Source organism: Methylobacterium sp. E-066, assembly GCF_022829635.1.
Classification (GTDB): Bacteria; Pseudomonadota; Alphaproteobacteria; order Rhizobiales; family Beijerinckiaceae; genus Methylobacterium.
In genome coordinates this window covers 1-25,617 of record NZ_JAKSYO010000192.1, presented here as the reverse complement: position 1 = coordinate 25,617, position 25,617 = coordinate 1, and the positions used below count along the sequence as shown (strand labels likewise).

Annotated in this window: 27 protein-coding genes, 1 pseudogene and 2 riboswitches; of the genes and pseudogenes, 13 read left to right on the top strand and 15 right to left on the bottom strand. The window is 71.0% G+C overall.

The window, feature by feature from the left end:
• Positions 1–52: 52 nt before the first annotated feature.
• Positions 53–1,327, bottom strand: a complete 1,275-nt coding sequence (locus MKL20_RS28535) for a D-amino acid dehydrogenase (RefSeq protein ID WP_244039503.1) — start codon at positions 1,325–1,327, stop codon at positions 53–55.
• A gap of 69 nt (positions 1,328–1,396) precedes the next feature.
• Positions 1,397–1,504, bottom strand: a riboswitch (glycine riboswitch).
• 3 nt (positions 1,505–1,507) lie between these two features.
• Positions 1,508–1,611: riboswitch (glycine riboswitch) on the bottom strand.
• Between the two features lie 155 nt (positions 1,612–1,766).
• Between MKL20_RS28535 and MKL20_RS28530 the strand changes: the two genes are divergently transcribed.
• Positions 1,767–2,102, top strand: coding sequence for a hypothetical protein (locus MKL20_RS28530; protein WP_244039502.1), 336 nt, complete (start codon positions 1,767–1,769; stop codon positions 2,100–2,102).
• 70 nt (positions 2,103–2,172) lie between these two features.
• Here the strand turns inward: MKL20_RS28530 and MKL20_RS28525 are convergent, their stop codons facing one another.
• On the bottom strand, positions 2,173–3,531 hold the full coding sequence (locus MKL20_RS28525; protein WP_409568211.1) for an Nramp family divalent metal transporter: 1,359 nt from the start codon (positions 3,529–3,531) through the stop codon (positions 2,173–2,175).
• 159 nt (positions 3,532–3,690) lie between these two features.
• On the opposite strand from MKL20_RS28525, the gene mntR reads away from it, so the two are divergent.
• Both mntR and MKL20_RS28515 read left to right on the top strand, forming a co-directional pair.
• Positions 3,691–4,170: a manganese-binding transcriptional regulator MntR gene (gene mntR / locus MKL20_RS28520; protein WP_243961872.1), complete on the top strand. Its 480-nt coding sequence runs from the start codon at positions 3,691–3,693 to the stop codon at positions 4,168–4,170.
• 166 nt (positions 4,171–4,336) lie between these two features.
• Positions 4,337–4,852, top strand: a complete 516-nt coding sequence (locus MKL20_RS28515) for a hypothetical protein (protein ID WP_244039501.1) — start codon at positions 4,337–4,339, stop codon at positions 4,850–4,852.
• Between the two features lie 271 nt (positions 4,853–5,123).
• On the opposite strand, the gene MKL20_RS28510 is transcribed toward MKL20_RS28515, so the two are convergent.
• The gene (locus tag MKL20_RS28510; protein WP_244039500.1) at positions 5,124–6,308 is read right to left on the bottom strand and encodes a putative zinc-binding metallopeptidase; all 1,185 of its coding nucleotides are present in this window, start codon (positions 6,306–6,308) and stop codon (positions 5,124–5,126) included.
• A gap of 225 nt (positions 6,309–6,533) precedes the next feature.
• Between MKL20_RS28510 and MKL20_RS28505 the strand changes: the two genes are divergently transcribed.
• From MKL20_RS28505 to MKL20_RS28495, 3 genes are all read left to right on the top strand, one after another.
• Complete coding sequence (locus MKL20_RS28505; RefSeq protein ID WP_244039499.1) at positions 6,534–9,812, top strand: DUF2126 domain-containing protein; 3,279 nt, start codon at positions 6,534–6,536, stop codon at positions 9,810–9,812.
• A gap of 13 nt (positions 9,813–9,825) precedes the next feature.
• Entirely contained in the window at positions 9,826–12,363 is a 2,538-nt protein-coding gene (locus MKL20_RS28500) for a circularly permuted type 2 ATP-grasp protein (protein ID WP_244039498.1), read from the top strand.
• Between the two features lie 118 nt (positions 12,364–12,481).
• A complete protein-coding gene (locus MKL20_RS28495) occupies positions 12,482–13,396 on the top strand; it encodes a transglutaminase family protein (RefSeq protein WP_244039497.1) in 915 nt (304 codons plus the stop codon).
• A 6-nt stretch (positions 13,397–13,402) separates the two neighbouring features.
• Here MKL20_RS28495 and MKL20_RS28490 read toward each other — a convergent pair whose 3' ends face one another.
• The 5 genes from MKL20_RS28490 to MKL20_RS28470 all read right to left on the bottom strand — a co-directional run bounded on the left by MKL20_RS28490 (position 13,403) and on the right by MKL20_RS28470 (position 17,262).
• Complete coding sequence (locus MKL20_RS28490; RefSeq protein ID WP_244039496.1) at positions 13,403–14,014, bottom strand: pyridoxamine 5'-phosphate oxidase family protein; 612 nt, start codon at positions 14,012–14,014, stop codon at positions 13,403–13,405.
• Positions 14,015–14,021: 7 nt separating this feature from the next.
• A complete protein-coding gene (locus tag MKL20_RS28485) occupies positions 14,022–15,725 on the bottom strand; it encodes a lysine--tRNA ligase (RefSeq protein ID WP_244039495.1) in 1,704 nt (567 codons plus the stop codon).
• Between the two features lie 114 nt (positions 15,726–15,839).
• Positions 15,840–16,118, bottom strand: a complete 279-nt coding sequence (locus MKL20_RS28480; protein WP_244039494.1) for a type II toxin-antitoxin system RelE/ParE family toxin — start codon at positions 16,116–16,118, stop codon at positions 15,840–15,842.
• Complete coding sequence (locus tag MKL20_RS28475) at positions 16,115–16,342, bottom strand: hypothetical protein (RefSeq protein ID WP_244039493.1); 228 nt, start codon at positions 16,340–16,342, stop codon at positions 16,115–16,117. The genes MKL20_RS28480 and MKL20_RS28475 overlap by 4 nt, the downstream gene beginning before the upstream one ends.
• Positions 16,343–16,410: 68 nt before the next feature.
• Entirely contained in the window at positions 16,411–17,262 is an 852-nt protein-coding gene (locus tag MKL20_RS28470; protein WP_244039492.1) for a transporter substrate-binding domain-containing protein, read from the bottom strand.
• Positions 17,263–17,399: 137 nt separating this feature from the next.
• Here MKL20_RS28470 and MKL20_RS28465 point away from each other — a divergent pair, with 137 nt between their 5' ends.
• Together MKL20_RS28465 and MKL20_RS28460 are read left to right on the top strand one after the other, a co-directional pair.
• On the top strand, positions 17,400–19,262 hold the full coding sequence (locus MKL20_RS28465) for a glycosyltransferase (RefSeq protein WP_244039491.1): 1,863 nt from the start codon (positions 17,400–17,402) through the stop codon (positions 19,260–19,262).
• A 135-nt stretch (positions 19,263–19,397) separates the two neighbouring features.
• Positions 19,398–19,607: a cold-shock protein gene (locus MKL20_RS28460; protein ID WP_244039490.1), complete on the top strand. Its 210-nt coding sequence runs from the start codon at positions 19,398–19,400 to the stop codon at positions 19,605–19,607.
• Between the two features lie 194 nt (positions 19,608–19,801).
• Here MKL20_RS28460 and MKL20_RS28455 read toward each other — a convergent pair whose 3' ends face one another.
• On the bottom strand, positions 19,802–20,242 hold the full coding sequence (locus MKL20_RS28455) for a hypothetical protein (RefSeq protein WP_244039489.1): 441 nt from the start codon (positions 20,240–20,242) through the stop codon (positions 19,802–19,804).
• Between the two features lie 123 nt (positions 20,243–20,365).
• On the opposite strand from MKL20_RS28455, the gene MKL20_RS28450 reads away from it, so the two are divergent.
• On the top strand, positions 20,366–20,629 hold the full coding sequence (locus MKL20_RS28450; RefSeq protein WP_244039488.1) for a hypothetical protein: 264 nt from the start codon (positions 20,366–20,368) through the stop codon (positions 20,627–20,629).
• Positions 20,630–20,662: 33 nt separating this feature from the next.
• Here the strand turns inward: MKL20_RS28450 and MKL20_RS28445 are convergent, their stop codons facing one another.
• Positions 20,663–21,049 (bottom strand): TIGR02300 family protein, encoded by a 387-nt coding sequence (locus MKL20_RS28445; RefSeq protein ID WP_243961817.1) that lies wholly within the window; start codon positions 21,047–21,049, stop codon positions 20,663–20,665.
• Between the two features lie 265 nt (positions 21,050–21,314).
• Here MKL20_RS28445 and MKL20_RS28440 point away from each other — a divergent pair, with 265 nt between their 5' ends.
• The 3 genes from MKL20_RS28440 to MKL20_RS28430 all read left to right on the top strand — a co-directional run bounded on the left by MKL20_RS28440 (position 21,315) and on the right by MKL20_RS28430 (position 22,158).
• The gene (locus tag MKL20_RS28440) at positions 21,315–21,518 is read left to right on the top strand and encodes a hypothetical protein (protein ID WP_058192874.1); all 204 of its coding nucleotides are present in this window, start codon (positions 21,315–21,317) and stop codon (positions 21,516–21,518) included.
• Positions 21,519–21,682: 164 nt separating this feature from the next.
• Positions 21,683–21,916: a hypothetical protein gene (locus tag MKL20_RS28435; RefSeq protein ID WP_243961810.1), complete on the top strand. Its 234-nt coding sequence runs from the start codon at positions 21,683–21,685 to the stop codon at positions 21,914–21,916.
• Positions 21,913–22,158, top strand: a complete 246-nt coding sequence (locus MKL20_RS28430) for a hypothetical protein (protein ID WP_243961808.1) — start codon at positions 21,913–21,915, stop codon at positions 22,156–22,158. Before MKL20_RS28435 ends, MKL20_RS28430 begins: the two co-directional genes overlap by 4 nt.
• A gap of 43 nt (positions 22,159–22,201) precedes the next feature.
• Here MKL20_RS28430 and MKL20_RS28425 read toward each other — a convergent pair whose 3' ends face one another.
• The 4 genes from MKL20_RS28425 to MKL20_RS28410 all read right to left on the bottom strand — a co-directional run bounded on the left by MKL20_RS28425 (position 22,202) and on the right by MKL20_RS28410 (position 24,676).
• Positions 22,202–23,593 (bottom strand): L-serine ammonia-lyase, encoded by a 1,392-nt coding sequence (locus MKL20_RS28425; RefSeq protein ID WP_244039487.1) that lies wholly within the window; start codon positions 23,591–23,593, stop codon positions 22,202–22,204.
• A 299-nt stretch (positions 23,594–23,892) separates the two neighbouring features.
• Positions 23,893–24,162, bottom strand: a complete 270-nt coding sequence (locus MKL20_RS28420) for a GCG_CRPN prefix-to-repeats domain-containing protein (RefSeq protein ID WP_243961795.1) — start codon at positions 24,160–24,162, stop codon at positions 23,893–23,895.
• Between the two features lie 135 nt (positions 24,163–24,297).
• On the bottom strand, positions 24,298–24,507 hold the full coding sequence (locus MKL20_RS28415) for a hypothetical protein (protein ID WP_243961792.1): 210 nt from the start codon (positions 24,505–24,507) through the stop codon (positions 24,298–24,300).
• Complete coding sequence (locus MKL20_RS28410) at positions 24,500–24,676, bottom strand: hypothetical protein (protein ID WP_244039486.1); 177 nt, start codon at positions 24,674–24,676, stop codon at positions 24,500–24,502. Before MKL20_RS28410 ends, MKL20_RS28415 begins: the two co-directional genes overlap by 8 nt.
• Before the next feature lie 188 nt (positions 24,677–24,864).
• Here MKL20_RS28410 and MKL20_RS28405 point away from each other — a divergent pair, with 188 nt between their 5' ends.
• On the top strand, positions 24,865–25,371 hold the full coding sequence (locus MKL20_RS28405; protein ID WP_244039485.1) for a hypothetical protein: 507 nt from the start codon (positions 24,865–24,867) through the stop codon (positions 25,369–25,371).
• A gap of 107 nt (positions 25,372–25,478) precedes the next feature.
• On the opposite strand, the pseudogene MKL20_RS28400 reads toward MKL20_RS28405, so the two are convergent.
• Positions 25,479–25,617, bottom strand: a pseudogene (locus MKL20_RS28400) (porin family protein); the annotation flags it as partial.

The following is a 25,617-nucleotide window of genomic DNA, read 5'->3' as shown; positions in this document are numbered from 1 at the left end:
CGTTTCGTCCCGGTCCGCGGCCTTGCTGCCGGGCCGGGATTCGGGTCCGCCGTCAGGCGGCGAGCGGCAGGCCCACGGCCTCCGGCGCGTGCTCCGCGGCCACCGCCTCGGCGACGAGCTCGGCGGTGGCGCCCGAGAGGGTCCAGCCGAGATGGCCGTGGCCGGTGTTGTAGAACACGCCCTTCCGGCGGCCGCGACCGACCTTGGGCAGCATGTTCGGCAGCATCGGGCGCAGGCCGCTCCAGGATACCACCCGGTCGGTGTCGACAAGCGGGAACTGCTCCCGGGTCCAGTCGATCAGCGGCTGCACCCGGTCGTGGCGGATGTCGCGGTTGAAGCCGTTGAACTCGGCGGTGCCGGCGACCCGCAGACGCGTGTCGCCGAGCCGGCTGGTGACGATCTTGGCCGCCTCGTCGAGGATGCTCACCTCCGGGGCCGCAGCTTGCGCCTCCGGGGTCAGCAGGTTCACGGTGATCGAGTAGCCCTTCACCGGGTAGACGTTGACCCGGTCGCCCAACATCGCGGCGAAGCGCCGGCTGGCGCAGCCCGCGCAGATCACCACCGCGTCGGCGCGCAGCACCTGCGCGTCGGCGGCCGGCCGATCAGCAAGATGGCCTGCTTGACGCCAGCCGATGGCGTAGCCCCCCTCCCCGGCCACAATCGTCTCGACGCTGGCGTCGTGGACGAAGCGGACGCCCTTGCGGGCGCAGGCGGCCGCGAGGCCCCGGGTGAAGGTGTGGATGTCGCCGGTGGCGTCCGACGGGGTGTAGTAGCCGCCCGCGTAGGCGCCGGCGAGCGTCGGCTCGATCGCCCGGATCTCCTCCGGGGTGACGGCGTAGCGCTCGAGCCCGCCCTCCCGCAGCAGGGCGTTGACGGCATGCGCCTTCTCGAAGCTCGCCCGGTCCCGGTAGAAATGCAGGATGCCGCGGGTCTTGAGGTCGAAATCGATGCCCTCGGCCTCGGCCATGGCGAACAGGGCCGTGCGCGCCTTGAGGGCGAGCCGGACGGTCTCCACGGTGTTCTGCCGGTAATGGGCGATCTCGCGCATGAACTCCGCCATCCAGGACAGCTTGTGCCAGGAGGGGGTGGGGTTCATCAGCAGCGGCGCGTCGCGGCGCATCATCCACTGGATGCCGTGAAGCACGGTGGAGAGCTTGTTCCAGACCTCGGCGTTGCAGGCCGAGAGCTGGCCCCCATTGGCGAAGGAGGTCTCCATGGCGGCGTAGCGCTGCCGGTCGAGGACGGTGACGCTGTAGCCGCGCTGGGCGAGCGCATAGGCGGTGGTCACGCCGGTGATTCCGGCGCCGATGACGGCGATGTGGGTCATGGTGTGGGACTCCAGGACGTGCGGACGCGGTGAGGCCCTCCCCTGCGGGTTGGCCGGTTTTCGCGCCCCATCTGTCCCGGTGCCTGAGAGCTTGATCCGGCCGGCCCTGGCGAGGCTGGCACGGACGTCCCCTTCGGCGGGTGCCCACGGACGGATCCGCTGCACCGCTCTCCAGATCGCCCTGACGACACGGTTCCGGTGCCTGAGAGTTTCCGGGGCGGTTGCTCCGTCGGCGCCGGGTCCCCCTCTGGTGGGGGAATCCCGGTCTCTCCCGCATCGTCGCGATGGGCTGGGGTATCGATACCCCGATTCGGCCGCCCCGGTGAAGGCCGGACCCCTCGCCCCGGCGGACAGCGCGGCCGCCCTGTCACCCGCCGGGAGCGAACCCGGCCCTCGCCGGTTGACCGCTCGACGCAGACAATCCCCCGGAGACGCCCCGATGCTGACCAGGACCGCGATCTACGAGGGCACGGTGCGCGACGGCCGCGAGGACGAGTTCTTCCGCCGGGTCCGGGACGAGCTGGAGCCGTTCTGGCGGCGCTTCCCGGGTGTGACCGCGGTGCGGGTGCAGCGCCTGGTCTCCAAGGATGCCGACGCGCGGCCGATCGCCATGATCCTGGAGATGGACTTTTTCGATCAGGCGGCGCTCGACGCCTGCCTGGCTTCGTCGATCCGCCCGGAATCCCACGCCGCCACCGAGGCGGTGATGCAGATGTTCGACGGCCGGTTCTACCACCTCGTGAGTGAGGCGCGGAGCTTGGACGTGGCGGGATAAGAGTCGACACGCCCGCCCTGGCGTTGTGCTGAGGGCTGCTTTCGGCCGAGGCTGTGTGAACCGGATGGGTTCACTCCAACCCCGGGACCGGCAGCCCGAAGGCGGCAGCCAGCAGCACCATGTTGAGGGCGAGCACCACGGCCGCCCCCGCCATGGCCGCCGCCTGGGTCAACGGGCCGTTGGCGAAGGCCCCCATCACGCTGCGGCGGCGGGTGAACACCACTAGGCCCACCATCGGCACCGGCAGGGCGAGCGACAGCACCACCTGGGACAGGACCAGCGCCCGGGTCGGATCGATGCCGATCGCCACCACGACGAAGGCCGGCAGCATGGTCACCAGCCGGCGGACCAGGAGCGGGATGCGCCAGCCGGTGAAGCCCTGCATCACCATCTGCCCGGCGAGCGTCCCCACCACCGAGGAGGAGATCCCCGAGGCGAGGAGCGACACCAGGAAGGCGGCCCCGGCCGCCGGCCCGAGCAGCGGCGTCAGGGTGCGGTAGGCCTGGTCGATCTCGGCGACCTCGCTGTGGCCGGCATGGAAGGCGGCCGCCGCCATGATCACCATCGCGATGTTGACGAGGCCGGCGAGCAGCAGCGCCACCACCACCTCGCGGTTCGAGTACCGCACCAGCAGGCGCCGGTCGGCATCGGTCCGGGGATTGCCCCGCCCCTGGGTCAGACCCGAATGCAGGAACAGCGCGTGCGGCATCACGGTGGCGCCGATGATCCCGACCGCGATGGTCAGCGCCTGCGCGTCCGGGATTCTTGGGGTGACGAGACCCTTGGCGGCGTCCGCCCAGGCCACCGGGGCGATGGCGAGCTCGACCGCGTAACAGAGGCCAATGGTGCCGACCATGACGCCGATCGCGATCTCGAGCGGCCGGAATCCCTCATGCTCCAGCAGCAGGATCGCGTAGGTGACGACCGCGGTGATCGCCATGCCAGCCATCAGCGGCATGCCGGTCAGCAGCGACAGCCCGATCGCGCCGCCCAAGAACTCCGCGAGGTCGGTGGCCATGGCGGCGACCTCGCTGATGCCCCAGGCCGCGAACCGCCCGCTCCGGGGAACGGTGTCGCGAAAATGCTCGGCGAGGTTCTTGCCCGTGACGATCCCGAGCTTGGCCGAGAGCGCCTGGAACAGCATCGCGGTGAGGTTGGCGATCAGCACCACCCAGAGCAGGCCGTAGCCGTAGCGAGCGCCGGCCTGGATGTTCGTGGCGAAGTTGCCGGGGTCCATGTAGGCGATCGACGCCGTCACGGCGGGGCCGACGAACAGCAGGAACCGGCCCCGGCCGCCCCGCCGCCCGTCGAGGGCGTCGCGGATGGCCTGCTCCGTCCGCCGGCTCATCGCCCCAGGCGCACGACCTTGGGCCGCGCCTCCCCCGGGCCTCTGGCCCTCCGGGACCGTCGCCGCGTCCGGCGTTGCCATGCCTCACCCTTCCCTCAAAGATATAGCTTGGGCTATATTCAGGGCATCGGCCGCGGGTTTCAAGAGGGGACTTAAGGGGCATCGCGGGACTCCCCTCTCGGGGGCGGACTTTGCTAAACAGGGGTCGGGCGGCGCCGGGGGCGGCGAGAGGGAGAGCCGATGCAGGAACCGTCCGAGCCGAGCGCCTCTGAAACCCAAGGCTTATCGGAGACCGTGCTGGTCGATCCCGAGCGGCACGTGGAGAGCTTCCGTCAGGCCCGCGAGGCCCGCCGCTCCGAACTCGTCGAGGATTACGTTGAGCTGATCGACGACCTGATCGGCGACGGCGGCGAGGCCCGCCAGGTCGACATCGCCGCGCGCCTCGGTGTGGCCCAGCCCACCGTCGCCAAGATGCTCAAGCGCCTGTGCGAGGACGGCTTCGTCCAGCAGCGGCCCTATCGCGGTGTGTTTCTGACCGAGGCCGGTCGCCGGCTCGCCACCCAGGCCCGCGAGCGCCACCGCATCGTCGAGCGCTTCCTGTGCACCCTCGGCGTCAGCCCCGAGACCGCCCGGCGGGATGCCGAGGGGATCGAGCACCATGTCAGCGCCGAGACCCTGGCGGCGTTCCGCGCCTTCGTGGAGGGGCGGCAGGAGACGTGATCGGCCACGGACCGCGTTGCATCCGAGGGACAGAGAAGCACCGTGTGCCCCATGCGGGCTCGGCTTCCGAAGTCGCACGTGCCGCCGCCTATCGGGGCTGATTCGGATGAGCCGATGGCGCTCGGCAGGATCGACGGGTGGCGGCAGGGGTGACTGAGGGCACCTGATGCAACGCCCTGTGGTCAGATCCGCCCACGCGAAACGCCTGACGCTTGCCGGTGCGCTGGCGGTCGCCAAGTTGGGTCTTGGCCCGGACGTACGCTGTGAAATCATCGCTGGCGCAGCGCGATCCGCGTTCACGGATACCTGGCTCGGGCACCAAGGCCGAGCGGTGGGTTGGGACTGGGCCGGGCTGTCGGCCGACTTCCAGAACAACCATCCAAAGTGCTTCAACGCTGCGATCTGGCACGACGGGACGCTGTGTGGGTTGGCGATCGGTGCCGTGAACCAAGACAGGTTCGTTGCCCTGGATTTCCTTGAGGGCAATCCGGATCCGACGCATCCGCTCAAAGGGCAGGTGATCGCGATCGCCCTGACTATGGCGGAAGCCTACAGGCAGCTGATCGGTGTGCCGGAGCTTCGGCTTCATCACGTCGACCCGGACCTTATCCCCTTGTACAAAAGGCAAGGCTTTGCGCTTGCGCCTGATCTGGCTGACTCGCATCATATGGTCCGGAGGTGATCTCAGTGCCGAAAGCTGCGCCCGTGACGGAACCGACGGTGACCAACCGCAAGGTAACCCGCGGCCGTATCCTCAGGCGGGAGCGTCGACGCCTGCCTGACATCGAGCAGGCAGCGGCGGCTTTCATGGCCGCTGATCTCCCTTGGTTGGCACCAGAGGCGAGGGACGTGCTTGCGGCGACGCCAGAGGTTCACGGTCGGCCGGACGGTAAAGTACTCCCGCCGCCCGCGAAGAGAATTCGGCGCTAGAACCTCGGCCGACCGTCCGGCACTCACACGGTCGGCGCCGCCACCTTCTGCCGCAAACCCAAAATCACCGCGCGGAGCATCTCCGCCCCCGCCTCGCCGGGATCCGGCAGAGTGCCGGAGCGGGAGGCGTAGATCCGCTCGTGCACGAAGGCGAGCTTGGCGATCACCGTCGGCGTCAGCTTGAACGGGTAGAGCGCCGGCTGGCCCATGCTGTGGGACAGGGAGTTGATCGCGTAGGTCAGCGGCAGCCACGCCTCGATCAGCCGGTCGAGGTCCTGGGTGTCGTAGGGGTCGAAGTCGATCACCGTGGGCGCCGCCGTGGCGTTGCGCAGGCGCGGGCGCACGTGCAGCTCGAAGGTCGAGGCGGTCTCCACCGTGTCGACGATGTGCAGGTAATGCGCGAAGGTCTCGGCGAAATCCTCCCAGGAGTGGGCGGTGGCGTAGGCCGAGACGTAGGAATCCTCCCAGTCGGCCGGGGCGCCGTGGGCGTAGTGATCCTGCAGGGCCCGGACGTAGTTCCGGCTCTCGTCCCCGAACAGCGCCCTGAACTCGGCCATGTGCGGCCCGTTCATCACCAGCATGTACCAGAAGTAATGCCCGATCTCGTGCCGGAAATGGCCGAGCAGGGTCCGGTAATGCTCGCCGAACAGGATCCGGCGCCGCTCGCGCTCGACGTCGTCGGCCTCGGCGATGTTCATGGTGATCAGGCCGTTGATATGGCCCGTCAGCACCGGCGTCCCGTAGGAAAAGCTCTCCGACGGATCGACCAGAAAATCGAAGGCCAGCCCGTCCGTGTACTGGGCCCGGGTCGCCAGGGGCAGTTCGAGGCGCAGCAGCGAGTAGAACAGCCGGCGCTTGGCCGCCTCGATCTGGCGCCAGCGGGTGAGGTTCCAGGCTTGCGACAGGTCCGGCACCACCCGGTTGTGCCGGCAGGCGGTACAGAAGATGTCGGGGCTGTCCTCCGGCACCAGCCAGTTGCAGGCGCCCGAGAGCGCGTTGTTGCAGTAGCGGTAGCGCTGGCCCGAATCGGCGTAGGCGTGGAAGGTCTGGGCCCCGCCCATGGCCGGATGGGCCGAGAGCGCCACGGGCTCCAGGGCCGAGACCTCGTGCACGATGCAGGTATAGCCCAGCCTGCGCGCGCAGCTCTCGCAGGCGGTCGCTTCGAAGGTGACCGGCTGATCGCAGGCTTGGCACTGGAAGAGCTTCATCGCGCGGTCCCGGGCCGGCTACCGACCCACCTCTCGATCAAATAGGCGCGACCGGCAAAGTTCCGGCCAAGGTCGGCGGCGAACCACGGAAGCCGTGGCCGCCGCACGGAAATTGCTTGTGGCCCCATCCTTGGCACATAACCATGCTGGGGCCCGGGACGATCGACCCGTTGTAGCGCCCAGTATCGGCTACGAGACCGCATTCGATCTTCAGACGGAGCCATCGTGTCGATCAAAGCCGCTTTGCACCACGTCACGCATTACCGCTACGACCGGCCGATCAGCCTCGGTCCCCAGGTGGTGCGCCTGCGCCCGGCCCCGCACGCGCGCACCAAAGTGCCGGCCTACGCGCTGACGGTGACGCCCGCCAACCACTTCCTCAACTGGCAGCAGGACCCGAGCGGCAACTGGCTCGCCCGCCTCGTCTTCCCGGAGAAGACCGACGAGCTGAAGATCGAGGTCGACCTCACCGCCGAGATGGCGGTGATCAACCCGTTCGACTTCTTCGTGGAGGATTATGCGCAGGTCCGGACCTTCGCGTACGAGCCTGACCTGTCGGAGGAGCTGGCCCCCTACCTGGTGGCGGTCGACGCGGACGGGCCGGAGATCGAGGCGCTGCTCGCTCGGCTTCCCGAGGAGCAGAGCACGGTCCTGTTCCTGGTGGCGCTCAACGGCATGATCGCCCGCGAGATCGCCTACGGCGTGCGCATGGAGCCGGGCGTCCAGACGCCCGCCGAGACGCTGCGGCTCAAGAGCGGGTCCTGCCGGGATTCGGCCTGGCTGCTGGTGCAGGTGCTGCGCCGGATCGGTCTCGCCGCCCGGTTCGTCTCCGGCTACCTGATCCAGCTCGTGCCCGACACCACTGCGGTCGACGGCCCCGCCGGCGCGTCGGCGGACTTCACCGACCTGCATGCCTGGGCCGAGGTCTACCTACCGGGCGCCGGCTGGATCGGCATGGACGCGACCTCCGGCCTGCTCACCGGCGAGGGCCACATCCCCCTGGCCGCGACCCCGCATTACCGCTCGGCCGCGCCGATCTCGGGGGCGGCCGAGCCGGCCAAGACCGAGTTCGGCTTCGAGATGCGGATCACCCGGGTCGCCGAGACGCCCCGGATCACCAAGCCCTATTCCGAGGCGGTCTGGTCGGCCATGGATGCGCTCGGCGAGCGGGTCGACGCCGACCTCGTGGCCCAGGACGTCCGGCTGACCATGGGCGGCGAGCCGACCTTCGTGTCGGTGGACGATTTCGAGGCGCCGGAATGGAACATCGCCGCCGTCGGCCCGACCAAGCGGCGGCTCGCCGACACGCTGATCCGGCGCCTGCGCGACCGCTTCGGCCCGGGCGGCCTGCTGCATTACGGCCAGGGCAAGTGGTATCCCGGCGAGAGCCTGCCGCGCTGGGCCTTCGCCCTGTACTGGCGCAAGGACGGCAAGCCGATCTGGAAGGACTCTGCGCTGATCGCCCCGGAGGCGGGCGAGGGGTCTGAGGGGACCGCCACCATCGCCCAGGCCAAGGCACTGGCCGACACCCTGGCCCGCCGGCTCGGCCTGTCCGACTACGTCTTCCCGGCCTTCGAGGACGGCGAGCTCTGGGAGAAGAAAGCCGCGGAGCTGCCGGTCAACGTCACGCCGGCCGCGGCCAAGTCCGGCTCGGTGGAGTTCGACGCTCGGATCCGGCGCGTCTACGCCCGCGGGCTCGGGGAAGCCGCGGGCTACGTCCTGCCGCTCGCGAGCCTGCCCACCGGCAAGGACGGCGATGCCGACCGGGTCTGGATCTCGGAGAAGTGGGACTTCCGCCGGGGCCAGGCCTTCCTGGTGCCGGGCGATTCGCCCCTCGGCTTCCGGCTGCCCCTGTCGTCCCTGCCCTACGTGCCGCCGGAGCACTATCCCTATTACCAGCCGCAGGACCCGCTGGAGGCCCGCGGCCCCCTCCCCGACGACCCGATGGCCAAGACCGTCGTCAACGGCGCCGGCATCACCGGCGTCGCGGTGCGCACGGCGCTCGCCATCGAGCCCCGGGACGGGATCGTGCGGGTGTTCATGCCCCCGACCCAGCGCGCCGACGAGTATCTCGAACTCGCCGCCCATCTCGAGGCAGCCGCCGCCGAATTGAAGCTGCCGATCCATATCGAGGGCTACGAGCCGCCCTACGATGCGCGCATCGGCCTGATCAAGGTCACCCCCGATCCCGGCGTGATCGAGGTCAACGTCTACCCGGCTGCCTCCTGGCGCGAGGCGGTGGCGATCACCACCGACCTCTACGCCGAGGCCCGGCAGACCCGGCTCGGCGCGGAAAAGTTCATGGTCGACGGGCGCCATACCGGCACCGGCGGCGGCAACCACGTGGTCATGGGCGGCGTCACCCCGGACGATTCGCCGTTCCTGCGCCGGCCCGACCTGCTCAAGAGCCTGGTGCTCTACTGGCAGCGCCACCCGGCGCTCTCTTACCTGTTCTCCGGCCTCTATATCGGCCCGACCAGCCAGGCCCCGCGCATGGACGAGGCCCGCCATGACGGGCTCTACGAGCTGGAGATCGCGCTGGCCCAGATCCCGGCCGCCGACGCCCCCAACATCCCGCGCTGGCTGGTCGACCGGGTGTTCCGCAACATCCTGGTGGATGTCACCGGCAACACCCACCGGGCCGAGATCTGCATCGACAAGCTGTACTCGCCGGATGGCCCGACCGGGCGCCTCGGTCTCCTGGAGTTCCGGGCCTTCGAGATGCCGCCGGATGCCCGCATGAGCCTCGCGCAGCAATTGCTGCTGCGGGCCCTGGTGGCGTGGCTGTGGCGCGAGCCGCAGACCGGCGGTTGTGTCCGCTGGGGCACGACGCTCCACGATCGCTTCATGCTGCCGCATTTCCTCTGGGCCGACTTCCTCGGGGTGCTGGAGGATCTCGGGGCGGCAGGCTACGCTTTTGATCCGGTCGCCTTCGAGGCGCAGGCCCAGTTCCGCTTCCCGGTCTTCGGCGTGGTCGAGCAGGGCGGGGTCCGGATGGAACTGCGCCAGGCGCTGGAGCCCTGGCACGTGATGGGCGAGGAAGGGACGAGCGGGGGCACGGTGCGCTTCGTCGACAGCTCGGTCGAGCGGCTTCAGATCAAGGTCGAGGGCTTCGTGCCCGAGCGGCACGTTATCGCCTGCAACGGCCGCCGGCTGCCCATGACCGGCACCGGCCGGGCCGGCGAGGCCGTGGCCGGCCTGCGCTTCAAGGCGTGGCAGCCGGCCTCGTCGCTGCACCCGACCATTCCGGCCCACTCGCCGCTGACCTTCGACATCCTCGATGTCTGGAGCGGGCGCTCGCTCGGCGGCTGCCGCTACCACGTCGCTCATCCGGGCGGCCGGAACTACGAGACCCACCCGGTCAACGCCTACGAGGCGGAGGGGCGCCGCCTCGCCCGCTTCGAGCCCCTCGGCCACACGCCGGGCCGGATCGAGATGCCCCGCGCGGAGACGAGCGCCGAGTTCCCGCTGACCCTCGACCTGCGCACGCCGGCCCCGACATGACCGGGGTTCGGTGATGGAGGCGGCGCTCGCATCCGGCGCCGCCCGGGCCGAGGCGGCGGAAAGCCCGCGGGAGCGCATCGCGCGCTGGACCGCGGGTTACCGGCCCGTCCCCGGCCGGCCGGACGAGTTTCTGGGTGACGACGGCGCCCCGCGCGGCGCGTGGCCGCGCCTGCTCGACCATCTCGGCGCGCTGACCGAGCCGGAGATCCTCGCCCGCTTCGTCTCGGCGGAGCGGCATATCCGCGATGCCGGCATCTCCTTCCGCATCTCCGGCGACCAGCGTGAGCATCCCTGGCCGCTCGGCTGCCTGCCCCTGGTGGTGGAGGCCGCCGAGTGGCGGGAGCTCAGCGCTGGCATCGTCCAGCGCGCCGAGCTGATGGAGGCGATCCTCGCCGATGCCTACGGCGAGGGCCGGCTGGTCGCGGATGGGCTGCTGCCCGCCGCGATCGTGGCCGGGACGCCCGAATTCCTCCACCCCCTGCATGGGGTCGCCCCCCCCGGGGGCCACTACCTGAAGCTCTACGCCGCCGATATCGGCCGGGGGCCGGACGGGCGCTGGCAGGTCCTGGCCGACCGGACGCAGGCGCCCTCCGGCCTCGGCTGGGCGCTGGAGAACCGGATGGTCCTGGCCCGGACCTTCCCGGACTTCTTCCAGGACCTCCATGTCGAGCGCCTGCCGGCCTTCTTCCAGGCGTTCCGCGAAGGCCTGGCGCTGGGGGCCGAGCGCGCCGACCCGCGCATCTGCCTGCTGACCTCCGGCCCCTACAGCAGCACCTATGTCGAGCAGGCCGCGCTCGCCCGCTATCTCGGCCTGATGCTGGTCGAGGGCGACGACCTCGTCATGCGGGACGGCGCCCTGCATGTCCGCACCGTCTCGGGGCTGAAGCGGGCCGACGCCCTGTGGCGGCGGATCGATGCCGACTATCTCGATCCCCTCGAACTCAATCCGGCCTCGCGGCTGGGCGTGCCCGGCGTGATCGAGGCCCTGCGCAACGGCTCCGTGGTGATGGCCAACATGCCGGGTTCGGGGCTGGTCGAGTCCGCGGCGCTCGCCCCCTATCTCGACGGCATCGCCCGAAGGCTGCTGGGCGAGCCCCTGCGGCTCGGGCATCCCCGGGCCTGGTGGTGCGGCGACCTCGAAGGCCTGGCCCATGCCCAGGCGAATCTCGACAGCCTGACCCTGCGCCCGGCGGCCACCCCCCAGCGCGGGGCGGGCCGCGACGCGATGCTGGCCCCGCACGCCCTGGCGGCCGAGAGAGCGCGGGTCGTGGCGGCCCTGCGCGACCGGCCGTTCGACTACGTCGCCCAGGAGGCCGCGCCGCTCTCGACCATGCCCGGCTGGGAGCGCGGCGAGACCGGCCTCACCCTGGTGCCCCGCCCCTTCGTGGTGCGCGTCTTCGCCACCCGGACGCCGTCAGGCTGGCAGGTGATGCCGGGCGGCTTCTGCCGGGTCTCGGAGGGCGAGGATGTCGACCCGATCGAGATGCGGCTCGGCATCCGCTCGGCCGACCTGTGGGTGCTGTCCGAGAGCCCGGTCGAGGCGCCGCTGATCGGCTCCCACGCGGCCCCGCGGGTGCGCCGGGTCGGCGGTCACCTGCCCTCCCGGGCGGCCGACGGCCTGTTCTGGTTCGGCCGCTACCTCGAGCGCGCCGAGGCGGTGATCCGGCTGGTCCTGGCCCATCTGCGCAGCGTCGGCGACGCGGTCGGGGCCGACATCTCCGGCGCCCTCGACACCCCGGCGGCCCTCGCCCTGCGGGCGCTGCTGCACGAATGGGGCGCCACCGGCGCCACCGACCTGCCCACCGCCCGGCTCGCCCAGGAGGCGCTCACCGGGCGCGAGCGCTCGGGCTCGGCCCGCGCCCACATCGTCTCGGCCCGGCGCAACGCCGCCGCGCTGCGCGCCCGCCTGTCCGGCGAAGCCTGGCGGGTGCTGGCCGACCTGATCGAGCTCCTGTCGCTCGACACTGAGCGGACCTTCACCGAATCGCAGCTCGCCGGCCGCGCCGAGCGGGCGCTGAGCCAGCTGGCCGCGCTCTCCGGCCTCACCCACGAGAACATGAGCCGGGCGGAGGGCTGGCACTTCGTCGAGCTCGGCCGGCGCGTCGAGCGGGCGATCAACACCTGCACCTTCGCGCTGTCCTTCGCCAACGACGAGGCGACGCCGGGCTGCCTCGGGGTGATGCTGTCGCTGTGCGATTCGCAGATCAGCTACGGCCGGCGCTATATGCAGGGCGCGGCCCTCGACCCCGTGCGCGACATGGTGCTGCTCGACCCCTACAACCCGCGCTCGATCGCCTTCCAGGCGGAGGCGATCGCCCGGCATCTCGACGACCTGCCGGCCCTGTCGGCCGACGGCATCCCGGAGCCGCATCGCCGCATCGCCTCCCGGATCCTGGCGGAGCTGCGCAGCGGCGAGGCCGCCGATTTCGACGCCGTGCGCCTCACCGCCCTGGAGACCGACCTCGAACGCCTCGCCGACGGCATCGCGGTGCGCTACTTCCCGGCCGGGCCGAACGCGCTGCGCCCGGAAAAGCTGACGGGCCTGGCGTGATGAGGGGCACCGCGCAATCCGGCCTGGATTCCTGTTCCTGCATCAGGGTCGCCGCAAAATCGGTGACCCTTTCGGCCTATGATGCGTGCGACAGAGAAAGAATCGCGCGGCCGCCGGGATGATCTACACGCTGCGCCACCGCACCACCTACCGCTACGGCAAGCCGGTGCGCTTCGCCCGCTGCTCCCTGCGGCTGAAACCCCAGGACGGCGAGGGCCAGAGCGTGCTGGCGAGCGCCGTGACCATCGATCCGAGCCCGACCACTGCGCTGATGCGGCGGGACTATTTCGGGATCGAGGCGGTGGCCATCACCTTGGATACGCCCCACACCACCTTCAGCGTCGAGGCGCTGTCCACCGTGCGGGTCGAGCGCCGCACCCCGCCAGAGCCCGAGGCCGGCCAGCCCTGGGAGCGGGTCCGCGATGCCGTTGTGGCTTCGCGCGACCTCGGCGGCCGGGCGCCGGTCCATTTCCTGTTCCCGAGCGGCCGGGTGCCCCTCGTCGCCGAGGTGACCGACTATGCCCGGGCGAGCTTTTCGCCCGGCCGCAGCGCCTACGGGGCGGCCCACGACCTGATGCTGCGCATCGGCGCCGATTTCAGGTTCGATGCCAAGGCCACGAACGTGCGCACGCCGCTCGCCGAATCCTTCGCGCTGCGGGCCGGGGTCTGCCAGGATTTCGCCCACGTGATGATCGCGGGCCTGCGCGGCATGGGCCTGCCGGCGGCCTATGTCAGCGGCTACCTGCGCACCGTGCCGCCGCCGGGCCGGCCGCGCCTGCGCGGGGCGGATGCGAGCCACGCCTGGGTAGCGGTCTGGTGCGGCGAGGGCTGGCTCGGCCTCGACCCGACCAACGGCGTGCCGGTGCGGGACGACCACATCGTGGTGGCCCGCGGCCGCGATTACGGCGACGTGGCGCCGGTGGACGGCATCGTCAGCGGCTCGGGCAGGCAGCGTCTCAAGGTCGAGGTCGACGTGATCCCCGAGACCGAGACGCAGGATCTCGCCCAACCCGGCCTCGCCCTGGTGGGCTGACGCGGCTCACCACAGCGTCTTGGCGGCCCGGGCCGGCCATTCCGCGTCGTAGGCCTGGCCGCCGACATCGCCCGCGGTGAGCGCGGCCAGGATCGCGCCGGGGCTCGGCAGGTCCGCCGGATCGACCCGGGCCTCGGGCTCCCACAGCCGGGCGCGGACGATCGCCCGGGCGCATTGGAAATACGCCGCCTCGACCGTGATCACGAGGGCCGTGCGCGGCGCGTGGCCGTCCACCCGGAACGAATCCAGGAGATCCGGATCAACCGAGATCACCGCCCTGCCGTTCACCCGGAAGGTCGTGCCCGAGCCCGGGATCAGGAACAGCAGCGCCACCCGCGGGTCGCGCACGACGTTGCGGAGGGAATCGATCCGGTTGTTGCCGCGCCGGTCGGGCAGGATCAGCGTGCGCGGGTCGGCGACCCGCACGAAGCCCGGCCGGTCGCCCCGCGGGCTGCAATCGAGCCCCTCGGGGCCGGATGTGGCCAGCACCGCGAACGGCGAGGCGGCGATCAGCGCCGCGTAGTCCGGCGTGATCGTCGCCGTGACCTTGACCACGGAGGCCGGGGCCAGGGACGCGGCGTAGATCGCCTCCAGCTGCGCTTCGGTCTCGACGATCATCGCGGCCTCACGCGACCTTGGCGGTACCGGCCGTGAACGCGGCGTGCTCGGCCACCAGGGCGCCCGACAGGGCCGCCGCGATCAGCGCCCGGGTCTCCGCGACCCCGTAGAGGGCCACGAAGGAGCCGAAGCGCGGCCCCCGCGCCTCGCCGAACAGCACATTGTACAGGCTCGTGAACCACGCCTGCGACACGCCGGGGCGACCGTCCGGGCTCTTGGCCTTGCCGGACGTATCGGGGAAGTGCCGCCGCCCGACCTCGTAGACCGCCGCCTGCAGGGCCTCCGGGTCGGTGGAACCGGCATGCGCCGCAAGCGTCTCCGACAGGTCCTCGAGGGCCGCCCGCTCCTCGGACGTGGGCTCCCGGTAGGTCTTGGCCGGGCGCACGAAATCCGAAAAATATTTCAGGGCGTGGACCACCAGCCGGTCGAGGCCCGGATGGGTCTCCGGCCCGGTCTGCGGCGCGTAGCGGCGGATGAAGCCCCACAACACCGCCGGATCCTCGGTGTTGGCCACCGCCGCGAGGTTGAGCAGCATCGCGAAGGTCAGGCTCGCGCCCTCGACCCGCTCGGGCTCCGGCGGGTTGCCGGCATGCAGGTGCCAGACCGGGTTGCCGAGGCGCAGCTTCGCGTCCTGGCCGGCATAGCGGTCGAGGAAGCCGATATACTCGTCGACGTGCCGGGGGATCACGTCGAAGAACAGGCGCTTGGCCTCGCGCGGCTTGTTGTACATGAACAGGCCTAAGGATTCCGGCGTGCCGTATTTCAGCCAGTCGTCGATGGTCAGGCCGTTGCCCTTCGACTTCGAGATCTTTTGGCCCTTCTCGTCGAGGAACAGCTCGTAGTTGAAGCCCTCCGGCGGCTCGCCGCCGAGCGCCCGGGCGATCTTGCCCGACAGCTTGACCGAGTCGATCAGGTCCTTGCCGGCCATCTCGTAATCGACGCCGAGGGCGACCCAGCGCATCGCCCAGTCGGGCTTCCATTGCAGCTTGGCATGGCCGCCGGTCACCGGGGTCTCGTAGCGCTCGCCCGTGGCGGGGTCGCGCCAGACCAGGGTGCCGGTCTCGACCCGCACCTCGTCGATCGGCACCTGCATCACGTGGCCGGTGACCGGGTGGAGCGGCAGGAACGGCGAGTAGGAGGCCGAGCGCTCGGCGCGCAGCGACGGCAGCATGATCTCCATCACGGCATCGTAGCGCTCCAGCACGCGCAGCAGCGCCGCGTCGAACCGGCCCGACGTGTAGTAGTCGGTGGCGGAGGCGAATTCGTAGTCGAAGCCGAAGCTGTCGAGGAAGGCGCGCAGCCGTGCGTTGTTGGCCGCCCCGAAGGAGGGATGCTCGTTCGAGAACGGGTCCGGGATGCGCGACAGCGGCTTGCCGAGATGGGCGGCCAGCATCTCGCGATTCGGCACGTTGTCCGGGACCTTGCGCAGCCCGTCCATGTCGTCCGAGAAGGCGAGCAGCCGGGTCGGCACCGCGTCCCGGGTCAGCACCCGGAAGGCGTGGCGGACCATGGAGGTGCGGGCGACCTCCCCGAAGGTGCCGATATGCGGCAGCCCCGACGGCCCGTAGCCGGTCTCGAACAGCACCTCGGTCTTGCCGGATTTCTCCAGCCGCGCGACGAGCTTGCGCGCCTCCTCGAACGGCCAAGCGGCGGCATTGGCGGCGGCCTCGATCAGGTCGGGGTCAAGAATCAGGGCAGGTGCGGTGGGCATGATTTCGTGGGTGACGGAACGCTGGGAGCGCGCACCCTAGAGCGGTTCGAGCCCCAGCGGAACGCCCGCGGGCGCAATCCGGTGTCCCGGGGCGGTGTGGGCGGCTCAGAGCTTTCAGGGCTGCGGCCGCCGCGCGGTGTGACGGATACCCAGGATGACGATCTCGTTCGCCGCGACCTGATACGTGATCGCGTAGGGGTAGGGACGTGCCATGAGGCGCCGGATGCCGGGCCGGGCCGTGATGGAGCCCGCAAAGGGGTGGTGCAGCAGAAGGTCCATGGCCGCCTGAAGGCGCTGTTGCACCTTGCGCGCGCCCTGCGGGTTCCGGCGGTTAAGATAGGCGAGCACCTTGTCGAGCTGGGATGCCGCAGGTCGGGTCAGGCGCAGCTTCACAGGCCATATTTGGCCCAAATGGCGCGTACCTCCGCTTCGGTCGCGAAATCACCCCGCGCGGCCGCGGCCTCGGATTCGTCGAGTTCCGCCTCCTCTTCCGGGGTGAACTGGTAGAGGGGCGCGTCCTCATGGACGAAGGCCAGCATCACGCGGGCGATCTCGTCCTGCATCTCCGGTGCGAGATCCCGCGCCTTGGCCACCGCTTTTTCCAGAAGATCCGTCATGCCTCGATCCTGTCGGGGAGACCCGGTGCAGTGCAGGATCCCCGATTCGCTGTCGGGAAGAAAGCCCCTCAGAACGGGCTCACCGGGAAGAACCGCAGGTACAGCTCGGTGTATTTCCCGTCGTCCCAGACCCGCTGAAGCGCGTCGTCCAGCGCCCGGGAGAGGGCCGCGTCCTCCTGGCGGGTGATCAGCCCGATGCCCTCGCCGAAATAGCGGTTCTCCAGATAGTCGCCGCCGATCAGGGCGCAGCAATTCTCCGCCTCCTGGCCGCCGACATAGAGGGCGAGGTTGAGGCCGTCGGCGAACAGGTAATCGACCTCGCCGCGCTTGAGCGCGCCCTCGGCCGCCGCGAGGTCGAGGAATTCCTTCGGGACAGCCTTCGGGAAGAAGGCCTTGAGGTAGGCGGCGTGCGCGCTGCCGCCCATCACGCCGACGCTGCGGCCAGCCAGCGCCGCGGCCGAGGGGACCGGCAGGCCCTTGTCGGTGCGGGCGGCGAAGCGCGCCGGCCAGCGGAAATACGGCCGCGTCGCCAGGAACTTCTCGCGCACATTCGCGGTCAGCGGGATGGCGGCGGCGATCACGTCGCCCTGCCGGCCGTCCAGGGCGTCCAGCAGCGTATCGAACCGGCGCGCCTGCACCGTGCAGGTGATCGTCAGCTTCTCGCAGACGGCGCGGGCGAGCTCGACCGCGAAGCCGGTGGGGTTGCCGTCCGGACCGGCGAAGTGCAGCGGCGGGAACTCGTCGTCGGTCAGGAACCGAATCGCCCGGCCGGTCTGGGGCGCCTCGACCCGCTCGCCGCGGCTGCGGGGGTTCCAGAAATTCGGGACCGTCACGGCGGGCGTCGCGGCCTGCGGCTCCGCGGGCGCCGCCGCCCAGGCGGGTCCGGATCCGGACCACAGGATCGCGGCGAGCGCCGCCATCCCAAGGGACGATCGAGCCCGTCGGCCGCCCGCTCTTGACGATCGGATGACGGCGATGCTCCTTTCGGAGGGCGGGGACGGGGTCTGGCTCACGCCCCTCCCCTAGCACGTCCTGGGGCCACCGGGGGAGCGCCGGCGTGTCGGTGCAGCGCCTGCCCACGGCCGACATCACCCACGCGCTCTCCCTGCCGCCGGAGATCGCCTTCCTGCTCGCCGAAGGGGTCGAGGCCCGCCTGCTGATCCGGGCGGCCCGGGAGGCCGCCGCTGCCGGGACCGATTCGGCGACTGCGCTGCTGAGTGCCGGTCTGATGGACGAGACGGCGTATTACCGCGCCCTCGCCCGAAAACTCGGCGCCCCCTATCTCGACGGGCCGATCGCGTTCGGCCTCGGCCTGCGCTTTCCCGACAGCCTGGTCGCCGGCCTCGCGCCCCTGGCGCCCGGGTCGGTCGCCCCCTGCGTGCTGGCACCCCGCGGCCGGCTGATCGCGGAGCTCCTCGACGCCCCCCACCGCGCCGCGATGCCGGCGATCATCAGCCCGACGCATCTGCGCGAGGCGGTGTTCGCCGCGATCCCCGGGGCGGTGGCGGATCACGCCGCGCAGGATCTGCGGCGCCACGCGCCCGAGCGGGCCGTGCCGCGTGAGCCCGCGAGCCGGTGGCTGCTGCTCCTCGTCCTCGCGTCGATCGCGGCGCTGTGCCTGTTCGCGGTGCTGCCGCCGCCGCTGGCCCGTGCGGTGACCCTGGCGGGTCAGGGCCTGTTCCTGGCGATGACGACGTTCCGGCTGACCGCCCTGGTCATCCCGGCGCCGGTGGCGACCGACCCGGTGGACCTGCTCGCCGACCTTGACCTGCCGGTCTACACGGTGCTGGTCGCCCTCCACCGCGAAGCCGCGGTGGTGCCTAGCCTGATCGAAGCGCTCATGGCCCTCGATTATCCGGCGGCCAAGCTCGACATCAAGCTCCTGCTCGAGGCGGACGATCCGGAGACCGCGGCGGCCGTGGCGCGAAGCGCCCTGCCCGCCCGGTTCGAGGTGATCACGGTGCCGCCGGGGATGCCCCGCACCAAGCCGCGGGCGCTCAACGCGGCCCTGCCGCTCGCCCGCGGCGCCCTTCTGACGGTCTACGACGCCGAGGATTTGCCCGATCCCGGGCAATTGCGGCTCTCCGCATCGCTGTTCGCGCGCCTGCCGGAGAGCACGGCCTGCCTCCAGGGCCGCCTCGTGATCGACAATGCCGACGACTCCCTGTTGGCCCGCGCCTTCGCGCTCGAATATGCGGGCCTGTTCGACGTGCTGAATCCGGCGCTCGCACGCCTCGACCTGCCGATTCCGCTGGGCGGCACCTCCATGCACCTGCGCACCCGGGTGCTGCGGGACCTGCGCGGCTGGGATCCCTGGAACGTCACCGAGGATGCCGATCTCGGGATCCGGCTGGCGCTGGCGGGCTACGCGGTGGGCGACCTGCCGAGCGCCACGATCGAGGAGGCCCCGGCCCGGCTCGGGCCCTGGCTCGCCCAGCGCACCCGCTGGCTGAAGGGCCTGATGCAGACCAGCCTCGCCCATGGGCGTCACCCGCTGGCCAATGCCTGTCGCCTCGGCGGCCTGGAGACACTCGGTGCCGTGGCGCTGGTGCCCGGGACGGTGGTCTCGGCGCTGGCCTACCCCGTCTGCCTGGCCGGCGCCGTGTGGAACTTCCTAATCCTGGAGATCCAGGCCGCCCCGTCCTTCCAAGATAATCTCGCCGCCGGTCTCGCCATCACCCTGTTCGGCGTCGGGCTCGCCGCCATGGCTCTGCCGGCCCTGGTCGGCTGCGCCCGGCGCGGCTGGGGCGATCTCGCGCAGGTGGCCCCCTGCATGCCGGTCTATTTCCTCCTCGTCAGCCTGGCCGCCTGGATGGCCCTGATCGAGCTGGTCCGCGCTCCCGTGCGCTGGAACAAGACCCCGCACGGCCTGTCGCGCACCTCGCGCAGCGGCCGGCTGCGCCGGCGGGCGCTGCCGTGAAGGGCGGTTTCGGACGGCTTTCGGACGGCTTGGCGGTTGCGCATGCGCGGAACTTTGGGAACAGTCGGCCAAGGCGGCTCGTTCGGCCCCTGCGGCACGTCGCTTTGGCGAGCCGGAGACGACTAGGACAACTCTATGGCTACCGGTACCGTCAAGCGGTTCAACGAGACCAAGGGCTACGGCTTCATCCAGCCCGATGATGGCGGCAAGGACGTGTTCGTCCATATCTCGGCTGTCGAGCGCGCAGGCATGCGCAACCTGATCGAGGGGCAGAAGATCTCCTACGACGTCGAGGCCGATCGGCGCAGCGGCAAGGAGAGCGCGGCCAACCTGAAGGCCGACTGAGCTTTCCCGATCCGGGACCGAAGCGTGGGCGCTGGCTTGCGCTTTGGCTAACCGGAGCCGGCTATCACCGGTCCCGCGAGCCACGTTGCGTATCGGCTCGCGCCGGTGACCTCGACGACCTCCCCCGCTGGCCCGTGATCGGATCGGGCCGCGGGGGCCCGTCACGCGTAGCGTGAACCGCGGCGACCGGGGATCTACCGGCTTGGGTTCATCAGGGTCGCGTGCTGGTCATGCGCCTTCCAGACCGGCAGGGAGCCCTCCCGAACGAACATGGCGAAGGCCTCGACCGCCTCCCAGCGCTCGAAAGCCTGCTCGTCGTCCAGGGCGCGGCCCACGATACAGGCCCCCTCGGATGTGTCTGCACCGGGTGGGCGGCGTTCCAGCCCGAAAACCACGCCCGATCGGTCGGGCCGCAGCGCGTCCGGCAGGGCCCCGATCCGGCGCCACAGGCAGTGCCATTGGGCGCAGGCCTCGGGACGGTCCGGATAGATCCCGCAGGCCCGGCCGGTGCTGTGCCGGCACAGCGTGCCCGCCGGCTTGTCGAGGGCCTTGATCTCCAGGATCCGGCAACAGGCCGTACACGGTCCGCAGGATCGGCCGGGAACGAGAGCGCCTGCGGCGTGGGAAGCCGTCAAGCGCGGGGAGCCGCGACCGAGGATGTCATCGATGCCGATCCTGTGAGGGGCGGACGCCACACGGGGCGGCCATCCGTGCTGTTACAACGTTGCGATCACCGCCAGCGGTGCAGGACCCTGCCGATGCCCGAGACCGCCACGCTCTGGGACCTCGTGACCGACGAACGCATCGCGATCGAGGCGGTCGGCTCCGCGGTCGACGCCTATCTGGCGGAGCCCGCGACGCGGACGCACGCCATCGGTCCGGATCACGTCCTGGACCTGGCCGCTTCCGTCGCGGCGCACGCCTTCGCGTCCGCCGCGATGGTCGATGCCGAGGCCGATGAGCCGGCGCGCCGCATGGCCGTGCGGTCGGCCCTGCTCATGGCGCGGCCGATCGCGCGATGACGCCCATGCCGGCGTCATCGCGCTCGGGCGGCCCTACTCGTCGTCGTCGTCGCTGACCTCGACGAGGTCCGTGGTGTTGTCGTCGTCCTCGTCGACCACGAGGGTGTCGTCCTCGACGGTCTCGCCGTCGTCCTCGATGTCCAGGGCGTCGTCGCCCTCGGTATCGGTGTCCTTGTCGGCTTCCTCGGCCTCGACCTCGTCGAGCGACACGAGCTCGGGGCCCTCGGCCTCGTCCTCCTCCTCGGCCGGCGCCTCCTTGCGGGCGACGACGGGAGGGGCCGCCCGGCCGAACGAGGTCGCGACGGCGGTCGGGACGACTTCGCCCGAGTAGGGGGAGACGACGGGATCCTTGTTGAGGTCGTAGAATTTCTTCCCCGTCGTCGGGCAGATCCGCTTTGTACCAAGGTCCGGACGCGCCACTGCAACTCTCCTTAGAACGTGTTCGATGCCGGATCGCCGGCGTGGTTTCGACGGTGTGTAGCACAGGACGGCGCCCGGTGGCCCGCCCCGACCGACACGGGTCCGAAGGGGCCGCCGCCGGGGCGGGCAACGGCCGGACGCGCCGGTCCGGATGCCCGGGCCCGCGGTGCCGTGCCGGTGCGTCGCCCCCAGCCCATGACAGATTGCGCCGCGGAATGCCCGCAGGTGACTGGCATCCGCGCGGCAAGGCTGGCATAGGGCACTTATGTCAGACGTACCACACCCCTACTCCATCGAGGTCTCCCCCATCGCGAAGCCGGAGGGCCATTTCCAATGGGCCATCCGCCGGAGTGGCAAGCTGATCGAGCGATCCGATCGTCCGCACCGCAGCGAGGCGAAGGCGTTCGAGAGCGCCATGGAAGCCATCGAACGCGCTATGAAGCCGGGCGCCGACGGCGGCCGTCGCTGAGCGCCTGAACCCGGCGGCCGCGCCTCACGATCCCTGGATCCGAGGCGCGCCGAATCAGCCGCGACGCCTGCGGCCCGCCCCGTGGCGGGCTGACAGGCGCGCGCGGCCGACCGGAGCGTGGGCGGCGACTGGAGAACCAACGGCGGTCCCGCTCGTTGTCCAACATGTCGCAGCGGAAAGACCAGCCTGACTGCACCTGCACGACCCTGCGGGAGCGCCTCGCGTTCAACATCCTGTTGGACGAGTTCGCGATCGCGGCGCTGTCGGACGCGCTCGTGCTCCTGAACGCCACCGGCGATCCGGGCGTCACGCAGATCGAGCAGACGATCCGGACCCATCGCATCGCCATCCTGAAGCAGCGCGTCATCCTCGGCGCGGCGGGCATCGAGCTCGAATGACGACCGCGCCGCCCTTCGTCGTGCGGGCGCGGAAGCCGCACGGGACCGCGACCTACAATTGCCCGACGCCGGAATGGGCGCTCAAGAAACTGAGCGATTTCCAGGCCGCGGGCCATGACAGCATCAGCATCACCGGGCCGGACGGGCAGCTCCTGTCCGAGGCCGAGCTCCGCGCGCTGGTCGCGGGTCAGGACAGCCCGGTGCGCAGTGCCGACCGCGTCACGGCCGACCTCAAATCCTGATCCCGGACCGGTGACGGCGCGACCCGCCTGACGCGAGGCGCGGTCAGCATTCCGGCAGGTTCACCGCGAGCCCGCCCAGGCTCGTCTCCTTGTATTTCGCGCTCATCTCCTCGCCGGTCTGGCGCATCGCCGCGATGCAATTGTCGAGCGGCATGAAATGCGAGCCGTCGCCGCGCAAAGCCAGCGAGGCCGCCGCCACCGCCTTGGTGGCACCGATCCCGTTGCGCTCGATGCAGGGCACCTGCACCAGTCCGCCGACGGGATCGCAGGTCATGCCCAAGTGATGCTCCAGGGCGATCTCGGCGGCGTTCTCGACCTGGGCGGGCGTTCCGCCGAGCACGGCGCAGAGGCCGGCCGCCGCCATGGCGCTGGCCGAGCCGACCTCCCCCTGGCAGCCGGCCTCCGCGCCGGAGATCGAGGCGTTGTGCTTGATCAGCCCGCCGATCGCCGCGGCCGTCAGCAGAAATTCCGGGATCCGCGCGGGGTCGGCCCCGATGCAATGGTCGGTGTAGTACCGAATCACCGCCGGAACGACCCCGGCGGCGCCGTTGGTCGGGGCGGTCACGACCTGGCCGCCGGCCGCGTTCTCCTCGTTGACCGCCATGGCGTAGACGCTCAGCCAATCCGTCATGACGTGCGGCTGGGCGATGTTGGAGCCCTGCTCGCGGTCGAGCTGGTCGCGGATGCGCTTGGCCCGGCGCTTGACCCGCAGGCCGCCCGGCAATTCGCCCTCCCGGGACAGGCCGCGCTCGACGCAGGCGTTCATGGCCCGCCAGATCCGGGTGAGGCCCGCATCGACCTCCGCCTCGGGGCGGCCGACGACCTCGTTGGCGCGCTTCATCGCGGCCACCGACAGGCCGCTGTCGCGCGCCATGCGCAGCATCGCGGCCGAGGTCTCGAACGGATAGGGCCACAGCCGCAGATCCGCGGCCGCACTGGGCGGCGGCACCTCGGCCTCCCGCTGGGCCGCGGTAACCACGAAGCCGCCGCCGATCGAGTAGTAGGTCTCGGACAGGATCGGCGCACCGCCCGCGTCGAGGGCGCTGATCACCAGGCCGTTCGCGTGCCCGGGCAGCGGCGGCCCGTAATCGAACACGATCGCGGTCGCGGGATCGAAGACGAGGCTTGGCAGATCCGCCAGGGCGAGCCGCTTCTCGATGCGCAGGGCTTCGAGCCCGCGCTCCGCCTCGTCGATCGCGACATCGCCCGGCCGGAAGCCGAGGAGACCGAGCGCCACCGCCCGGTCGGTGGCGTGTCCCCGGCCGGTGAAGGCCAGCGAGCCGTGCAGGCTCACCCGGAGTGCGGCGGCCGCGGTGCGGGCCTCGTGCCGGCGCAGGAGATCCAAAAAGTCGGCGGCCGCCGTCATCGGGCCCATCGTGTGGGACGAGGAGGGCCCGATGCCCGGCTTGAACACGTCGAACACGCTGAGAAACATTTTTCTGCCCGTTCCAGCCGTGGGACCCCGTCAGGGGCCGCGGTCCATGTCTCGAGGCCGGCGGGCGCCCAATGGAAGAAACGCGCCAAGCCTCGACAACGGACCGGTCTGGACCGGAGATCGCCCAGAGCTCCGTATGCTCGGTGCGCTTCCTTGCGCCGGACTTGCGTCGCTGCCGGCCGGCGGGGTCTGGGCAGGGGTTGCCGCGGAGGGGCGGCGATCGGAAACGAAATCCGGCTGGCCGGCGGCGCGGAGCCGTCGCGAGGCGCCGGGGCGGGATGCCCCGGCGCGCGCCCGCTTCAGTAGCGACAGACCCGTCGCGGCCCGAAGGGCGTCGGGCGGAAGAAGCAGCGGGGGCCGTAGAAGCGCGGCCGGCGGTAGATCGGACGGCAACGGCCGTAGGGCCCGGGGGCGAAGCCGGGACCGCACCCATAGGCGACGTCTGTGACCGGCGCGGCGCCGGTAATCGTGTCGGCGGCCGGCGGTGCCAAGGGCGCGGCGCTGGCGGAGGCGAGGCCGAGACCGCCGGCGACGGCTGCGGCTGCCGCGAGCATCTTCAGGTGCATCATGGTCAGACCCTCTGTGCGAGCCTGCACCGGATCCGCCCGGCGCAAGGCGCGGGGGAGATTGGTCCTGCGGCCTGAATAGCGGCTGACCTTGGCTTTAACCGCCGAGAAACAAAGTTGCCGCCGCCGGGGCGTCGTTCACGGTTTGCCAGGCCTGTCGCGCTCCGCCCCGAGGCTCCGGCCGCCCCGGGCCGCCTCCTCCGCCTCGGTGCCGGCCCGGTCCATCGGGCCGTCCTGGGGCTTGACCGTACCGGTGGCCGTGTCCAGCGGCGCGTTGGCCAGCCCCTCGCTCTTCGGCTTGCCCTGGGGCATCCGCTGCGCCTGCGTGTCGGTCGGCACGTCAGCCATGCTGCTTTTCCTTCGCGTCAGGCTGGCCCGTCTCCGCGCGCTCGTCCGAGGAGGTTGGGGAAGCGTCGGGCGGGCTGGTTGGGGGTGTGGCGGCCGCCCGTGCCCGGCGCTGGGCGTCGTACTCGGTGTTGGCGAGGTCTTGCGTGTTGGTCGTCGGCGCGTCGGGCATGCGGAGGCTCCCTTTCAGGGACAACCGCGCGAGATGCCCGCGGTATCCGGCCGGGATGACGGGAAAGCCCGTCGGACTGTCTCTCCGGCAGGCGTCCGACGTTCGGTCGCACCGCCCGAACGAGCCTCACAGGAACGCTGCGGCAGGCGTCGGGTTGATCGCCACATCTCCATCCGCGAGGCGCAGCGATGTCGGGAACCGCCCAGAAGACCGATCCGAAGCTGTGGGACACGGTCAAGCATGCGGTCACGCAGTCCGACAAGGGCGGCAAGCCCGGCCAATGGTCGGCCCGGAAGGCGCAGATGGCGACCGCCGAATACAAGAAGGCCGGCGGCGGCTACGCCGGCAAGAAGGACCCCGACAACCACCTCCAGCAATGGACTGAGGAGGAATGGGGCACGAAGTCGGGCGCAGAGAGCGGCAAGACCGGCGAGCGCTACCTACCCAAGAAGGCCCGCGCGAGCCTGACCAACGCGGAATACGCGGCGAGCACCGCCAAGAAGCGGGCCGACACGCGCAAGGGCAAGCAGTTCTCGAAGCAGCCCAAGGTCGCTGCCGAGAAGGCTGCGGCGGCGCGCGAGAGCGGAAAGACGGGACCGACGAAGGCCGAGCTGATGCGCAAAGCCAGGGCGCAGAACGTGTCCGGCCGCTCGCGGATGTCGAAGGCCGAGCTGGCGCAGGCGGTTCACGCCTAGACCGGCCCATACAAAGACGTCCCGGGATGTAATCCCGGGACGCTCCTCGCCTAAGCGGCCAGTCTGATCGGGCTGGGGATGCTTAGGTCAAGCGGTGTCGGCTGTTCTTAGTACGAGCCGAACTTGTAGTTCAGGCCGGCGCGGACGACGGCGAACTCGTCGTCGCGGCGACCGATCGCGCTGGAATAGGCCGGGGCGAGGTTGGCGGCGTTGACGAGCAGGACACCCTGGTTGCGGGTGCCGCGG

Coding starts and splice junctions, on each gene's coding strand:
- MKL20_RS28430 (WP_243961808.1), top strand. CDS start 21,913: ATGACGACCGCGCCGCCCTTCGTCGTGCGGGCGCGGAAGCCGCACGGG.
- mntR (WP_243961872.1), top strand. CDS start 3,691: ATGCAGGAACCGTCCGAGCCGAGCGCCTCTGAAACCCAAGGCTTATCG.
- MKL20_RS28425 (WP_244039487.1), bottom strand. CDS start 23,593: ATGTTTCTCAGCGTGTTCGACGTGTTCAAGCCGGGCATCGGGCCCTCC.
- MKL20_RS28525 (WP_409568211.1), bottom strand. CDS start 3,531: ATGGCAACGCCGGACGCGGCGACGGTCCCGGAGGGCCAGAGGCCCGGG.
- MKL20_RS28460 (WP_244039490.1), top strand. CDS start 19,398: ATGGCTACCGGTACCGTCAAGCGGTTCAACGAGACCAAGGGCTACGGC.
- MKL20_RS28415 (WP_243961792.1), bottom strand. CDS start 24,507: ATGGCTGACGTGCCGACCGACACGCAGGCGCAGCGGATGCCCCAGGGC.
- MKL20_RS28495 (WP_244039497.1), top strand. CDS start 12,482: ATGATCTACACGCTGCGCCACCGCACCACCTACCGCTACGGCAAGCCG.
- MKL20_RS28530 (WP_244039502.1), top strand. CDS start 1,767: ATGCTGACCAGGACCGCGATCTACGAGGGCACGGTGCGCGACGGCCGC.
- MKL20_RS28420 (WP_243961795.1), bottom strand. CDS start 24,162: ATGATGCACCTGAAGATGCTCGCGGCAGCCGCAGCCGTCGCCGGCGGT.
- MKL20_RS28410 (WP_244039486.1), bottom strand. CDS start 24,676: ATGCCCGACGCGCCGACGACCAACACGCAAGACCTCGCCAACACCGAG.
- MKL20_RS28440 (WP_058192874.1), top strand. CDS start 21,315: ATGTCAGACGTACCACACCCCTACTCCATCGAGGTCTCCCCCATCGCG.
- MKL20_RS28535 (WP_244039503.1), bottom strand. CDS start 1,327: ATGACCCACATCGCCGTCATCGGCGCCGGAATCACCGGCGTGACCACC.
- MKL20_RS28475 (WP_244039493.1), bottom strand. CDS start 16,342: ATGACGGATCTTCTGGAAAAAGCGGTGGCCAAGGCGCGGGATCTCGCA.
- MKL20_RS28500 (WP_244039498.1), top strand. CDS start 9,826: ATGGAGGCGGCGCTCGCATCCGGCGCCGCCCGGGCCGAGGCGGCGGAA.
- MKL20_RS28485 (WP_244039495.1), bottom strand. CDS start 15,725: ATGCCCACCGCACCTGCCCTGATTCTTGACCCCGACCTGATCGAGGCC.
- MKL20_RS28450 (WP_244039488.1), top strand. CDS start 20,366: ATGCCCGAGACCGCCACGCTCTGGGACCTCGTGACCGACGAACGCATC.
- MKL20_RS28470 (WP_244039492.1), bottom strand. CDS start 17,262: ATGGCGGCGCTCGCCGCGATCCTGTGGTCCGGATCCGGACCCGCCTGG.
- MKL20_RS28515 (WP_244039501.1), top strand. CDS start 4,337: ATGCAACGCCCTGTGGTCAGATCCGCCCACGCGAAACGCCTGACGCTT.
- MKL20_RS28490 (WP_244039496.1), bottom strand. CDS start 14,014: ATGATCGTCGAGACCGAAGCGCAGCTGGAGGCGATCTACGCCGCGTCC.
- MKL20_RS28435 (WP_243961810.1), top strand. CDS start 21,683: ATGTCGCAGCGGAAAGACCAGCCTGACTGCACCTGCACGACCCTGCGG.
- MKL20_RS28405 (WP_244039485.1), top strand. CDS start 24,865: ATGTCGGGAACCGCCCAGAAGACCGATCCGAAGCTGTGGGACACGGTC.
- MKL20_RS28510 (WP_244039500.1), bottom strand. CDS start 6,308: ATGAAGCTCTTCCAGTGCCAAGCCTGCGATCAGCCGGTCACCTTCGAA.